The 12,980-nt window shown below is 59.0% G+C and carries 13 protein-coding genes and 1 tRNA gene; all 14 read left to right on the top strand.

Features of this window, described 5'->3' with window-relative positions; translation table 11 throughout:
• Positions 1–5 precede the first annotated feature (5 nt).
• The 14 genes from purE to P7F68_RS17625 all read left to right on the top strand — a co-directional run bounded on the left by purE (position 6) and on the right by P7F68_RS17625 (position 12,769).
• Complete coding sequence (gene purE / locus P7F68_RS17690) at positions 6–497, top strand: 5-(carboxyamino)imidazole ribonucleotide mutase (protein WP_002926686.1); 492 nt, start codon at positions 6–8, stop codon at positions 495–497.
• Positions 498–507: 10 nt separating this feature from the next.
• Entirely contained in the window at positions 508–1,662 is a 1,155-nt protein-coding gene (locus P7F68_RS17685) for a 5-(carboxyamino)imidazole ribonucleotide synthase (protein ID WP_277835128.1), read from the top strand.
• Positions 1,663–1,672: 10 nt separating this feature from the next.
• Positions 1,673–2,794 carry an L-threonylcarbamoyladenylate synthase gene (locus P7F68_RS17680; protein WP_277835126.1) on the top strand — a complete coding sequence of 374 codons (1,122 nt, stop codon included), beginning with the start codon at positions 1,673–1,675 and terminating at the stop codon, positions 2,792–2,794.
• A 109-nt stretch (positions 2,795–2,903) separates the two neighbouring features.
• Positions 2,904–2,979, top strand: a tRNA-Ala gene (locus tag P7F68_RS17675).
• Between the two features lie 548 nt (positions 2,980–3,527).
• Entirely contained in the window at positions 3,528–3,857 is a 330-nt protein-coding gene (locus P7F68_RS17670) for a helix-turn-helix transcriptional regulator (RefSeq protein ID WP_277835123.1), read from the top strand.
• Between the two features lie 96 nt (positions 3,858–3,953).
• Positions 3,954–4,817 carry a plasmid replication initiator TrfA gene (gene trfA, locus P7F68_RS17665; protein WP_277835121.1) on the top strand — a complete coding sequence of 288 codons (864 nt, stop codon included), beginning with the start codon at positions 3,954–3,956 and terminating at the stop codon, positions 4,815–4,817.
• A 392-nt stretch (positions 4,818–5,209) separates the two neighbouring features.
• Positions 5,210–5,908, top strand: coding sequence for an aspartate/glutamate racemase family protein (locus tag P7F68_RS17660; RefSeq protein WP_277835119.1), 699 nt, complete (start codon positions 5,210–5,212; stop codon positions 5,906–5,908).
• Between the two features lie 152 nt (positions 5,909–6,060).
• Complete coding sequence (locus P7F68_RS17655; RefSeq protein WP_277835117.1) at positions 6,061–6,624, top strand: hypothetical protein; 564 nt, start codon at positions 6,061–6,063, stop codon at positions 6,622–6,624.
• Positions 6,608–7,438, top strand: a complete 831-nt coding sequence (locus P7F68_RS17650; RefSeq protein ID WP_277835116.1) for a metallophosphoesterase — start codon at positions 6,608–6,610, stop codon at positions 7,436–7,438. Before P7F68_RS17655 ends, P7F68_RS17650 begins: the two co-directional genes overlap by 17 nt.
• On the top strand, positions 7,428–8,003 hold the full coding sequence (locus P7F68_RS17645) for a DUF6998 domain-containing protein (protein WP_277835114.1): 576 nt from the start codon (positions 7,428–7,430) through the stop codon (positions 8,001–8,003). Before P7F68_RS17650 ends, P7F68_RS17645 begins: the two co-directional genes overlap by 11 nt.
• 249 nt (positions 8,004–8,252) lie before the next feature.
• A complete protein-coding gene (locus tag P7F68_RS17640; RefSeq protein ID WP_277835111.1) occupies positions 8,253–8,810 on the top strand; it encodes a hypothetical protein in 558 nt (185 codons plus the stop codon).
• A gap of 206 nt (positions 8,811–9,016) precedes the next feature.
• Positions 9,017–10,147 carry a toll/interleukin-1 receptor domain-containing protein gene (locus tag P7F68_RS17635; RefSeq protein ID WP_277835109.1) on the top strand — a complete coding sequence of 377 codons (1,131 nt, stop codon included), beginning with the start codon at positions 9,017–9,019 and terminating at the stop codon, positions 10,145–10,147.
• Between the two features lie 1,233 nt (positions 10,148–11,380).
• Positions 11,381–12,157: a S1 family peptidase gene (locus tag P7F68_RS17630; RefSeq protein WP_277835108.1), complete on the top strand. Its 777-nt coding sequence runs from the start codon at positions 11,381–11,383 to the stop codon at positions 12,155–12,157.
• A 30-nt stretch (positions 12,158–12,187) separates the two neighbouring features.
• Positions 12,188–12,769, top strand: a complete 582-nt coding sequence (locus P7F68_RS17625) for a hypothetical protein (RefSeq protein ID WP_277835106.1) — start codon at positions 12,188–12,190, stop codon at positions 12,767–12,769.
• Positions 12,770–12,980: the final 211 nt, after the last annotated feature.

The following is a 12,980-nucleotide window of genomic DNA, read 5'->3' as shown; positions in this document are numbered from 1 at the left end:
GTGAGATGAGCGAAACCAAACCCGTCGTCGGCATCATCATGGGCTCCAACTCCGACTGGCCCACGATGAAGGCGGCTGCAAAGATGCTGGAAGACTTCGGCGTGGCCTACGAGGCCAAGGTCGTCTCCGCCCACCGCACGCCCGACCTGATGTTCGAGTACGCCGAGGCCGCGCGCGGCCGCGGGCTCAAGGCCATCATCGCCGGCGCGGGCGGCGCGGCCCACCTGCCGGGCATGGTTGCGGCCAAGACCACGCTGCCGGTGCTCGGTGTGCCGGTGCAGTCGAAGGCGCTGTCGGGGCAGGATTCGCTGCTCTCCATCGTGCAGATGCCCAAGGGCATCCCGGTCGCCACCTTCGCTATCGGCGAGGCGGGCGCAGCCAATGCCGGTCTGTTCGCGGTGGCGCTGCTCGCGGTCGAGGACGCCGTGCTGGCGCAGAAACTTGCCGACTTCCGTGCCCGCCAGACCCAGGCGGTGCTCGACATGACCCTGGATTGAGAGCCGCATCATGATCCTCCCGCCTGCCACCCTTGGCATGCTCGGCGGCGGCCAGCTCGGCCGCTTTTTCGTTTCGGCCGCGCACGAGCTGGGCTACAAGGTCTGGGTGCTCGACCCCGACCCTCACAGCCCGGCCGGCCTCGTCGCCGACCGCCATCTGGTCGCCGCCTACGACGACTATGTTGCGCTCGACACCCTCGGCAACGAATGCGCTGCGGTGACCACCGAGTTCGAGAACGTCCCCGCCGACACCCTGGACTACCTGACCAAGTTCATCCCGGTGCACCCGGCGGCGAGCGCGGTGGCGGTATGCCAGAACCGCATCGCCGAGAAGAGCTTCCTGGCCGACAACGGCTTGCCGCACGGCCCCTTTGCCGCAATCCGCAGCGAGGACGACATCCGCAATGCCAACGCCGGCCTGTTCCCCGCCGTGCTCAAGGTGGCGCGCTTCGGCTACGACGGCAAGGGCCAGGCCCGCGTTGCCGACCGCGACGAGGCAGTGGCCGCCTTCCAGCACTTCAAGGGCGAACCCTGCGTGCTGGAGAAGATGCTGACGCTGGACTTTGAGGTGTCGGTGGTGCTGGCGCGTGACGAGGCGGGTAACGTGCGCTGCTTCCCGACCGGCGAGAACCGCCACCGCAACGGCATCCTCGACGTCACCATCGCGCCGGCGCAGGCGTCGGCCTGTCTGAGGGACAACGCCCAGGCAATCGCCGAGCGCATCGCCGACAAGCTCGGTTACGTCGGCACGCTCGGGGTGGAGTTCTTCGTATGTCGTGGCGAGCTGTTCGTCAACGAGATGGCGCCGCGCCCGCACAACAGCGGCCACCACACCATCGACGCCTGTGATGTCAGCCAGTACGAACAACAGGTGAGGGCGCTGTGCGGCTTGCCGCTGGCCACGCCGCGCCAGCATTCCGCGGCGGTCATGGTCAATCTGCTTGGCGAGCTGTGGTACGAGGACGGCAAGGGCCACGGCACCTACCGCGAGCCCGACTGGTCGGTGCTGCATGCCGTGCCCGGCCTGCGCCTGCACCTGTACGGCAAGCATCACGCCCGCCCGGGGCGCAAGATGGGCCACTTCGTGGTGACGGGGGCCAATGCCGAGGCCGTACTCGGGCACGCCCTCGCCGCACGTGCCGCGATCGGCATCCGCGACGAGTGAGCACGGGCCGATGACCACGTCCGGGGCTGGGCCGCGCGGCCGTATCGAGTCCGCCACGGCGGCGTCGATTGCCGAGGCTGTCGCGCTGCTGCGCGCAGGTGACATCGTCGGCATGCCGACGGAAACCGTCTATGGCCTGGCGGCCGATGCGCTCGACGTGCAGGCCGTCGGCAGGATCTTCGCCGCCAAGGGACGCCCCGCCGATCATCCGCTGATCGTGCATCTGCCCTCGGCCGATCATCTGCCGCAATGGGCTGCTGCGATCCCCAAGGATGCGCTCGCGCTCGCGCGTGCGTTCTGGCCCGGCCCGCTGACCTTGATCCTCAAGCGTTCGCCGGACGTGCCCGATGAGGTCACCGGTGGCCAGGACACGGTCGGCCTGCGCGTACCCTCGCACCCTGTGGCGCTTGCGCTGCTGCGTGCTTTCGACGGCGGTCTGGCTGCGCCCAGCGCCAACCGTTTCGGCCGCATCAGCCCGACCACCGCGGCACATGTGCGCGAAGAGCTGGGCGAACGTGTGGCCATGATCCTAGACGGTGGCGCCTGCGAGGTCGGCATCGAATCCACCATTCTGGACTTCTCGCGCGATGTGCCGGAGATCTTGCGCCCAGGGGCGATCGGCCCCGAGGAGATCGCGCGCGTCATCGGCCGCCGGCCGCGGGTGCGGGGTGAGGCCCTACCGAAGGCCGATGAGACGGCTGCCGGGCATGAACGTGCAGGTGCTGCAGCTGTCGTGGGCAATGACGTGGTTGCGCCTGCCTCAGCCGATGCCGCCAAGCCCGCCCCGCGAGTCTCTGGCGCGCTCGCCGCCCACTACGCTCCGCGCACCCCGCTGCGCCTGGTCGAACCCGCGCTGCTCGCCGACGAAGCCGCCGCACTCGCCGGCGAGGGCAGTCGCGTCGCCGTGCTCGCCCACTCCACGCCCGACCCGCGCGATGCCCGCCTGACCTGGCGCAGCCTGCCGGTCGAACCTGCCGCCTACGCCCAGGGCCTGTACGCCAGCCTGCGCGCGCTCGACGCCGTCGGCGCCGATTTCATCCTGATCGAGGCGCTGCCCGGCGGTCCCGGGTGGCGCGCTGTCGCCGACCGCCTTGGCCGCGCGGCAGTTGGCTCTGGCGGCGCCGAGACGTAGGCGCGAGCCCGCTCCGCCGGTCGCGGCGGAAAGGTCGTGGAGCCCCCATGGGAAGCAGGGATGGGGCTTCCATTTCGATCGTCCGCTCTCTATAATGCCGGCTCTTCTAGGGCCGATAGCTCAGCTGGGAGAGCGCTGCGTTCGCAATGCAGAGGTCGGGAGTTCGATCCTCCTTCGGTCCACCAAGAATTCCTAGTAAAAACAGCGCATTACACTTTGCAGTGTGATGCGCTGTTTTGCTTTGTATGGCAGGTTTTTGCGACCTCAGTGTGGCAAATTTGTGGCAAAGACCGGGCTTGCCACAGTCATGCACTGCGTGACACTGCGCAAGAACGCGTTGTAGGATAGCGCCACTCGCGCTGAGGACGTTGTGAACGGCTTCGAGAAAAAAGCAAAGGGTACAAGGAGCCTTGCAAGCTGAACCTTGCCCAACAAGCGAAAGCCACGGACTGTTCAGCGGCCGCCTCCGTAAGCGGATCGGAGGAGAGGTAGGAAAGGATGCCGACAGGCATCGCCTGGTAGCGCCCCGCCGGATGTTGTGATGAGGCCGGTTTGGCTGCGCTCCCCAGGAGAGCGAGGGCACCATGGGGGATAACCCCGCCGTGTTTGGCTTGTTGCAAAGTTGGCTGCAGTGGCACTGGGCGTAAATCTCCGGTCAACTGAGCTGGATACGGAACCGCGGACTCATCCGACATGACCGGCTTCGGCCGGTCGGTTTCGGAGACGTTCGCCCATGAAGGCCCTTCTGACCGTAGATCAGCTGTCCCAGTACCTGCACAAATCCGTCGCCAGCATCCGCAGCGATGCCACCCGCAATCCCCAGTCCCTTCCGCCGATCTGCCGGCTGCCCGGCACCAAACGCCTGCTCTGGCGTGTCGAGGACGTCGAGAACTGGCTCGCCGAGCACGTTGAGGGCGTGACCTCGCCCCAGCGGCTGCCTGTGGCGTTCGACGATCACAAGCCCAGACGCGGGCGTCCGACGAAGGCGGAGCAACTCGCCCGGCAGCGGCAGCTCCAGGCGTCCGGGCCCGGTAGAGGAGTCTCATCGTCCGCGCGGGCGTGAGCGATGCGAACCGCGACCGAGAGAAAGGCGAGCTGTCCTCAGCCGGCCCTTCCGACCCTTGCCCCTTCCGCGTCGGGGCATGGCCTTGCCGAGACCATGTCGAAGCTGCAGGAACGTGCCAAGGTGGCGCGCATGCGAATGGAGCACCGGGCGGCGGCTGAGCCCGTCCAGCTCTTCCTGCCCGGCATGGAGGCCTTCGTACGAGCCATGCCGAACCACATCGCCCGCTCCAGCCTCTTCGCCCCCGTTGCCCGGGGGCGCAAGCGTTTCTACAACGAGGAGCCGCTCATCACGCGATCCGACGTCGTGCTGACCTACACCGGTGAGCAACTCGACGAATCCCAGGCGGACGTCGCGCTGCAGCTGATTTATGAGGCACGCTGCATCCCTCTTGGCGTTCCCATTCGGATCAACCGGGCGGCGTTCCTGCGCGCGATCGGGCGCAGCACTGGCAAGCACGACTACGAGTGGCTGCATCGGGTGATGAAGGCCTTCTACAAGGCCAGCTTCATCATCGAGGTGAAGCGGCAGGACGGATCCACCAAGTACTGTGTTGGAGACACCAAGGCTTTCCGCATCGTTGCCGACCTCGACTACGACGCCGACAACGAGCGCTACACGGTCACGCTTGACCCGCGCTGGCGTCAGCTTTTCGAGAACCAGGAGTTCGCCCTCATCGACTGGAACAAGCGCCTGCAGATCGGTCGCGGGCAGGACATGGCCAAGGCGCTTCAGCGTCTGATTGCGGCGTCGGCCGACCCCGTGCAGGCCTATGCGATGTCTTGGCTGAAAGACAAGATGCAGTACGCCAGTCCGATGCGGAAGTTCAGGGAGGCGGTGGCGGCGGCCGCGGAGGAGCTCAAGCGGGTCGGCGTCATCTCGCGTGGAGAAATTGACGTCGGTAGGCGCGGCAACGCTCAGCTCGTCCTGTGGATAACTCGAGCTCGCGCATCGGGATAGCGTTCCACTTCGATCGGGATAGCGTTCCGCTTCGTCGGGATAGCGTTCCGTTTTATCGGGATAGCGTTCCTCCCCCCTCTCTGGAACCCGCGCCAGCACTGGGATTCAGGGCCGCAAATGACCGTCTACCTATTTCTACCTTATTTCTACCAAGGGGCTGTTGTGGACAACTGCCGATATCGGGGTGGTTCAGAACGGCTCGCGGGTAGGGCGTGTAGCAACGCGAAGTCTGCGATGCGCCGGTTTTAACGCCAGGGACAAGAGCGCTGCGAGCCGACTGCACGATGCTCACGAGAAGCCGGGGAAGGCGCTGGGTACGTGCCAAGGGGTGACTCTACCGACGATCACCATGGCATCATCTGTCGCTCATCTCCATTGACGGCGGCGTCCTCATGAAAGTTATCGGTCTCATCGGTGGCATGAGCTGGGAGTCCACCGTGCCTTACTACCGCCTGATCAACGAGGCGGTAAAGGCCCGGCTGGGTGGTCTGCATTCGGCGAAGATCGTGCTCTACAGCGTCGATTTTGCGGAGATCGAGCGACTGCAGCACCGTGGCGATTGGGATGAGGCTGGCGCGCTGCTGGCAGATGGAGCGCGGGCGCTGGAGCGGGCTGGGGCCGATCTTGTCGTCCTGTGTACGAACACGATGCATAAGGTGGCGCCGGCCATCGAGGCCGCGGTGGCGATCCCGCTACTGCATATCGCCGATCCCACGGCGACAGCGATCCGCCAGGCGGGCTTGTCCTGTGTCGGGCTCCTGGGAACGCGTTTCACCATGGAGCAAGACTTCTACCGTGCCCGGCTGACCGATCGCCAAGGCATCGACGTCGTCATCCCGGGCGATGATGACCGCGCGCTGGTTCATCGGGTGATCTATGAGGAGTTGTGCCTGGGACGCGTCGAGGAGGCGTCGCGCCGGGCGTATCGCGATGTGATCCAACGTCTGGTCGCGCAAGGCGCGCAGGGTGTAATTCTGGGATGTACGGAGATATCGATGCTGGTGGGCGCAGAGGACGCCGCTGTGCCGCTGTTTGATACGACAGGGCTTCATGCTGCGGCGGCCGTTCAGGCGGCGCTGTCGGGTAATTGAGCCCGTTTCAGGGGCTGTCATCGGCCAGCTCGTAGCGTACGCGAGCAGATGGGGTCGGAGGTCTCAGTCCGGCCAGTAGCCGTCATTGACCACCAAGCCGGATAGCGGTCATCTGAGTGATAGATTATGCTAATTGTTTTAAGCCGGCCCCGATGATGATTTCATTGCGACGTGCTTTTTGGTTCTTCCTGCTGATTTTCCTCTATGGGAAGTTGGTCTATTTGGCTATGGATGTGCGGGTGTTTGCCTTCGAGAACTACTGCCCAGAGGCACTGATGTATCGGTCCCAGGAGTTCGAAAAGCGCTATCTCGATTTCTACAACTATGTCGATTGGTGTGCGAGCGACTGGTGGCACCCTCTCCGGTTAGCCAGTCACCTCATCGTTGGCGGCTTGGCTGGAGCCTTGGCCTATCTGTCGGGTTGGATCGTCATGGGGCGTGAATTCATGCGCTCGCGAGTTGCGATGGTCATGATCTTTGTCATCGCGTCCGTGCACATGTTCTTGCTCTCTCTGCCCCCGACGATATTGTCATATCCCGACATGACCCAGAGAGCGTGCAACCACCAACTCTTCGATCAAGATGAAATGGGGCTGTGCGAAGTCCAGCTTGGCTCATACGGCGATGTTCGGTTCTTTTACCCCTTGGCTTATCTCGCGGTGTTTTTGCTAATCGACCACCTCAGGGTGCGGCGCACGCATGCGCAAATACACTGAACGGCTCATGCGGCGGATGGGGTTTGCTCTGACTGCGCTGTTGTCGTGCGTGCTTCTCTACACCTTGCTGGTTGAGCCTAGTTGGGTCGAGGTGACGTACCTCGGTGAGAGTTCTGCCGGTCGGCCGCCAATCCGCATCGCCGTGCTGTCTGATCTTCATCTTGACGGTATCGGTTACCGCGAGCGTGTCGTCATCGAGCAACTGCGCGAGGTGCGCCCGGACATCCTCATCCTGGCCGGTGACGTGATCGATGAGCCTAGTGATCTACCAGCCTTACGCACGCTGCTATCGCAATTCGATGTGCCGCACGCCGTCGCCGTGTTGGGCAACTGGGAGCACTGGGGCAATGTGTCCCTAGAGCAGTTGCAGAAGCTCTATCGAGATCACAAGGTGGCGTTGCTCGTGAATGCCACGACACAATTCCTGGTTGATGGTCGCCCGGTTCGACTGGTTGGCCTTGATGACGCGACGGCGGGGACTCCGCACCTCGATCTCGCCATTCGGGGCCCGGGGGTAGCTGCTGCGGAGCTCACGATCTTGGTCCAGCATTCCCCCGGGTTCTTTGCGTCGAAATCTGCGGATGTAGGGCTGACCAACAAAGCGTTCGACTTGTGTTTGTCAGGCCACACCCACGGCGGCCAAGTCACGCTGTTCGGCTGGGCGTTTGGGCCATTGCCTCCTGGCAGTGGCCCGTTCGTGGCAGGGCGGTACGAGACGGCGGCGTGTCCGCTGTATGTGTCGCGGGGGCTGGGTACATCAGTGCTGCCGCTGCGGTTGTTTGCGCGGCCGGAGATTGCGGTGTTTGACCTTTAACTATTTTAAGCAGCAGTACTGTTGCTGGAAAATAAAGCTGGTAATGGAGGTAGTCTGGGTGGATGGGGAACAACTTTCTAAGCTAGTAGAAGAGCTTTACAGTGTCGTTCACGAATTGGAAAAAATGTTTCCCGGCAGGCACTTCACTCCAGATGGTCATCTCGTCGGGAGCCTTGGTGAATGCCTGGCTGCACACCACTACGGATTGGATCTACTGCCAGCCTCTACGCAGGGCGTGGATGCGTTGAAAGGCGAGAAGAGGGTCGAAATCAAAGCGACCCAAGGCCGACGAGTTGCCCTTCGGTGCGCACCAGAGCACTTATTGGTTCTCAAGCTGAATAAGCGGGGAGGTTTCCAAGAAGTCTACAATGGCCCTGGTAGCCTCGTCTGGGAACAACTGGAGTGCAAACCAGCGCCAAGCAACGGGCAGTACCAAATATCGCTGGAGCGACTCAAGAGCCTCATGAAGAAGGTTCCGGAAAAGGACCGCATCCCGATGCTTATGCCGAACAATACGCGCCAGCCGATGGGTTCTTCCGTCTCCGCTCCAGAGGGGGCAACTTAACTTCAGGGTTGGGTCGCCGCTTCCCTGGAAGCTCATTGGCAGCAACGGGTCGTCCTGAGACGGTCGTGGCTGGCCTTCCGAGGTGCTGCGGGGTTCGGCCCTGGAGGTCTTAGTCCGGCCATGAGCCGTCAGTGGGCACCCACTTCGGATAGCGGCCATCCGGGCGAGTCGGTATGCTAGCTGCCTATGTACTGGATGAGTCGAATCACCCTACTATGTCGTTATGCATCACGGGGGACGTTGCAACCAATGGAAGCGAAGACCTGGCTCGACTACATCACCGCAATTGGAAGCATCGCCACTCCCTTGCTAGTTCTGGTACTTTCCGCTGTCGGGTGGCGAGTGAAGGCTGGAATTGAAAGGCGAATTGACCTTGAGAACCAGCTCCGCGAGGACCGAGTCTCTATTTACAACAAGATCCTCGAGCCATTCGTCATGCTTCTAATGTCGGACGCGGCATGGGCGTCTGACAAGCGAAACAAGGGTAAAGATAAAAACGAACTTGCGACAGCAAAGATGCTATCGCTTGAGTACCGTGAGTTTGGTTTCAAGCTTTCTCTCCTCGGTTCTGATCCTGTAGTAAATGCCTACAACGATCTTATGCAGTATTTCTACAACATTGGAGATAATCTGGCGGCAGATCCGCACCACAATCAGCTGCGAGAAATGATGAGGCTTTTAGGAACATTTCTACTTGAGATCAGGCGTAGCATGGGGAACGACGCAACTACGCTAGATTGCTGGGACATGTGTGAATGGTGGATGTCCGATACAAGGAGGCTTCGGGATGAAGCACCTGGTGCATAACGCATCACTCAAAGGGGCGCCCGTTTCACTGCATGCTCCTTAGCTTGGCGTTGAATCTCATGAACGACACACTCGATCCAGACATTGCCACCGCCGCTCTAATGTCGCTTCGCTCATTCGTCCTGCTGCCAGCACTTAGGCGGCCGCGCTCGTCTCTGCGCTGAGTCCCAATCGAACGTTAGGCATCCAAAACTCACATCTGTAACATGCGCACAAACACCGACCAAACCTCGCTCTTCGCCCGCGCGAATTTGTCAGACGCGCTGCGCGCCCACTCCGCAAACATCGAAAAGCGAGTTCAACTGATTGCCGAGAGTGTCATCCGAGCCAGGTCTGACGCGGAATTGGTTGACGAACTTACGCCAGAACTGCAGATTGTTCCTTTGTCACTGAATCGTGCCGGCGCGAAAATGGTGCGTGAAGAAACTCAAATCGATGTTCGTGGGGATCCCAGGCGAGCTGTTTTCGACCGTAGTAAGCCAGTATTTATTCCGGGAATCAAGGTAATTGTCTCGGTTCCGTTCACCGGCGACAAAGAACTTTGGTACTTGCAGCCAAGTTCCTTCCAACTCTCTAGCCCGAAGGGAACCATCCACTTTGACCAAGGGAGCGGTACTGGCGAACTCGATTTGGCGTTCAAGCAACCTTCTGACGAACCGCTTGACCAAATCAAGGCAGCGCTGGAACGCAGGCTCAACGACATCGAGTTCTTCCTCAATAGCCAAGCGCGAGACCTGGAAGGCTACAGTTCGCAACTTAGAAGCCAAATTGCCTCCGTCATCGCGGATCGACGATCTCGGCTGACAAAACACGATAGCCTCTCCTCCCTGCTTGGAATCCCGGAGGTTCAGAAACCCGAGAGCCCCATACAAAGCTCTACGCTTCCGGCAAACATGGCTGTCCGTGCTGCGAATTCGCAAACTACACGGACCTGGGATGTATTCGTGTCGCATGCCTCGGAGGACAAGGAGTCATTTGTTCGACCACTAGTAGATGCACTAAGAGAAAGCGGGATCAGTGTCTGGTATGACGAAGCAACACTGAGAGTAGGAGACGGGCTGAGACGCTCCATCGAAAGAGGCCTCGCAAAATCGCAGTATGGGATCGTCATCATCAGCAAGGCATTCCTAGCGAAAGAATGGCCCCAAAGAGAACTTGATGGCCTTGTTTCGAAGGAAGAAGATGGATCAAAGGTCGTTCTTCCCGTTTGGCATGACATCACTGCACAGGAGGTTCGTAGCCATTCGCCTATGCTTGCGGATCGCTTGGCAGTTCCCTCTTCCCGAGGTGTTAAAGCCGTAGTTCAAGAATTGCTTCAGGTCATTAGGCCCGAATAGTCCACGGAGCCTAACCCTCCATTCTATTTCGAGGTTACGTTCAATTCGTTTTGGGGGGCGCACTACCGGAACTGCACTTCAGAGCTGGGGACGTTGCAAGTGAACCCTGCCAAGGTCAGCCCGCCTAACCACGCGTTCGAGTGCAGACGCGCTGGGACGCGGCGCGCCGCTCAACGCGAAGGTTAAACGACAACTTTCCTCAAGGCTCAACGGCAGGAAGGGGGCGATTTCAGTAAATCATGGATGAGCAAACGAAAGACCTGACCCTTGAGTTCTCCGCACAGAGCAAAGAGGATGCGGGCACTTTATGATTTGGCGGGGTATGAATTACGAGCGTGGTCTTCGCATCCGCATCACGTTGCAGTGAGCTCCATCGCCACTGGCGTTGGCGCACGCTCAGCTCGAACGTTGAAGGACACCTCGCCCACAAGTTCAACGGCGGGGCGGTGTCCCGGAAAAAGCGATGGCACGATGGAAGTCGACCTGAACCTCAGTGCTGGCGCGGCATCGCCGGCTTTTCCATCAGCCTGTTAGCTCTATGACCGAAATACATGAGACTACCGAGTGTGCGGACTGCGGAGCCCCAGTCGACGATCATGCGGACGCATCGGAGATGAGAAAGCCCTGTAATGCGTGCGGGAGCACAAAGCGCATTCACAACGTTTCAATAACCGAAACGATTGTGGCCCGAGACGGATTCGGCTTGAAGGCAAAACGGCCCGGTGAAAAGAAGCCATACGTCGAGGACCTGTCGATGCCCGATTATTCCTACAGCTGCGGAAAGCATGTGCACCGGCAGCGAGTCATCGACAGAGACAAAGACTACTACTTTGAGAAAATTACCGATTACGAGACCGGAGATGTCATTCATCACTGCGAGGAACCTCTTTCGCAGCATCAAGGACACGGGGATGCGAAGCGCAAGAACAATGAGGGCTAACAAGGAGCTCCAGCAGACTGTTTTCCCGGTGCGGTGCGCCTCCAGATCGGCCGCTGATCCCAGGCGTTAACGACAGCTTTCCCCAAAGCTCGACGGCAGAAACGGGTCGTCCTGAGACGGTCGTGGCTGGCCTTCCGAGGTGCTGCGGGGTTCGGCCCTGGAGGTCTTAGTCCGGCCATCACCTGCCGTCTCGGACGAGCCCGTAAGCGGACATCTACGAGCAGATGCGCTATGCTGAAAATGTCCAGTAATTGAAGAACACTAACTCGAAACTGAGAGGTCAAGATAAAGGCATGGCATTCAATATTCTAATAACTTGTGCATTAATTTTACTCTCAGTTTTAAGCAAAAGCGCCATATCAAAAGGCCTCGCAGAGATCCAAAATGCCGATAAATTAAATATTGCATTTGGAACGGCCTTCTTCTACAACAGCGAAGGTGAAATGTTCACAAACAGGCATGTAATTGAAAGTTGCGATCCGAACTCAGTGGTCGTGAAGACTCACGATGGCAAGCTGAATAAAGCTAAAATACTTGCAAAAAGTCATGAATATGACTTGGCTGCAATAAAGATCAGTTATAAGAATGACGCTTTCGGTGCAATAAGAACAGTCGACGAGAAACATGTATCGGTCCCAGAGGAAACTGAAGATGTTTTTTCCAGCGGGTACTCATCGCCCCTAGAGCGTAAATTCGAACCCTACACACGGTGGGGGCAGATTCAGCGTTGGTTGTCTCCCAATGAATTTCCTTATATCAACAGGATGAGGATGGACGCTTACCCCGGAGCATCTGGATCCGCAATCCTCGATTATGCAGGTCTTGTTGTTGGAATATTATTCGCAGGTTCAAGAGAGCCCGTTGTCGACCTCAGTCAATTACACAGGGCGGGCTATGGGGACAAGTGGATTTTCTTGCATAACAACAACGCCATCGTCGACTTCTCCAATTCAAATAATTTGAGAATAAACGTATGGAGCCATTGGAGTCGCAAATCCCCGATTTTTATTGCTGGCCATGCGCTGAGAATCACAGGGTTGGTTGTTTGCGAGACAGCCAAGAGTGAATAAATACTAAGAAGATGTCATAGGAGGACCGCGGTGCTGCTCAAGTTCAAACTAAGGTGCTTTTTCAACTTGCTTGCTCTGTCGTTTTTCGCGTTTGGCAATATAGGAATCAGTCAAGCGGCTCCTTTTGGCGTGGAGATGGGGGTCGCTTTAAGTAAGCTAAAAGTCATTGAAGATATGGGTGACGATCTATACATAGTTGATCCCCCTGTAAAAAACGAAAATTTCGGAAGCTACTTCGCTTTCGTGAGTCCTGCACTCGGTGTTTGCGAGATATCCGCACACACCCCACCTGGACTGAAGGATAACAATAGTCTTCAGGAGCAACTGGAGAAAATTAAGGAGCAACTTGTAAAGATCTATGGGAAACACCTTCCGAGTGAGCCGCCTAAGATTCTAGCAGGCCAACAGTTAATGTTTGGCGCGGCCAAGATAACGCAACGTGAATATGCTTGGTTACTTAACCCGAAAAACAAAAAGCATGAAGGAGTGGAGAAAATAAGGCTGAGAACTGTAGAGGCAAGAAACGGCGGATTCATTATGCTGAAGTATTCGTTTTCGAATATCACAGAGTGTCACCTTGGAAGCGATGGATCGAGCGCGACGGGGCTTTAATAAGGTGCGATTCGTGGCGTCCGGCAACCTCGCACTTTATGCCCGTCCATGAGAGCCCTTGAAGCTCTGCTGTGCCGAGTATTTCTTAGTCGCGCACTAGAACGTGCATGCGAGCCACCCATTCCTCGTTCCGGCGAAGATGGCAAAAGAGTCAATTGCTTCAGTGTTTCCATTGACCGGTTCGGTGAACCATACTTTCTCGTGTCCGCTC

Source organism: Thauera mechernichensis, assembly GCF_029588855.1.
Lineage (GTDB): Bacteria > Pseudomonadota > Gammaproteobacteria > Burkholderiales > Rhodocyclaceae > Thauera > Thauera mechernichensis.
The sequence above is the reverse complement of the archived record's forward strand: the minus strand, read 5'-3'. Positions and strand labels throughout refer to the sequence as shown.

What these genes read in the sequence shown, in the direction of transcription:
- P7F68_RS17660 (WP_277835119.1), top strand. Translation starts at nt 5,210, where the DNA reads ATGAAAGTTATCGGTCTCATCGGTGGCATGAGCTGGGAGTCCACCGTG.
- P7F68_RS17630 (WP_277835108.1), top strand. Translation starts at nt 11,381, where the DNA reads ATGGCATTCAATATTCTAATAACTTGTGCATTAATTTTACTCTCAGTT.
- P7F68_RS17650 (WP_277835116.1), top strand. Translation starts at nt 6,608, where the DNA reads ATGCGCAAATACACTGAACGGCTCATGCGGCGGATGGGGTTTGCTCTG.
- P7F68_RS17640 (WP_277835111.1), top strand. Translation starts at nt 8,253, where the DNA reads ATGGAAGCGAAGACCTGGCTCGACTACATCACCGCAATTGGAAGCATC.
- P7F68_RS17685 (WP_277835128.1), top strand. Translation starts at nt 508, where the DNA reads ATGATCCTCCCGCCTGCCACCCTTGGCATGCTCGGCGGCGGCCAGCTC.
- trfA (WP_277835121.1), top strand. Translation starts at nt 3,954, where the DNA reads ATGTCGAAGCTGCAGGAACGTGCCAAGGTGGCGCGCATGCGAATGGAG.
- P7F68_RS17655 (WP_277835117.1), top strand. Translation starts at nt 6,061, where the DNA reads ATGATGATTTCATTGCGACGTGCTTTTTGGTTCTTCCTGCTGATTTTC.
- P7F68_RS17635 (WP_277835109.1), top strand. Translation starts at nt 9,017, where the DNA reads ATGCGCACAAACACCGACCAAACCTCGCTCTTCGCCCGCGCGAATTTG.
- P7F68_RS17670 (WP_277835123.1), top strand. Translation starts at nt 3,528, where the DNA reads ATGAAGGCCCTTCTGACCGTAGATCAGCTGTCCCAGTACCTGCACAAA.
- purE (WP_002926686.1), top strand. Translation starts at nt 6, where the DNA reads ATGAGCGAAACCAAACCCGTCGTCGGCATCATCATGGGCTCCAACTCC.
- P7F68_RS17680 (WP_277835126.1), top strand. Translation starts at nt 1,673, where the DNA reads ATGACCACGTCCGGGGCTGGGCCGCGCGGCCGTATCGAGTCCGCCACG.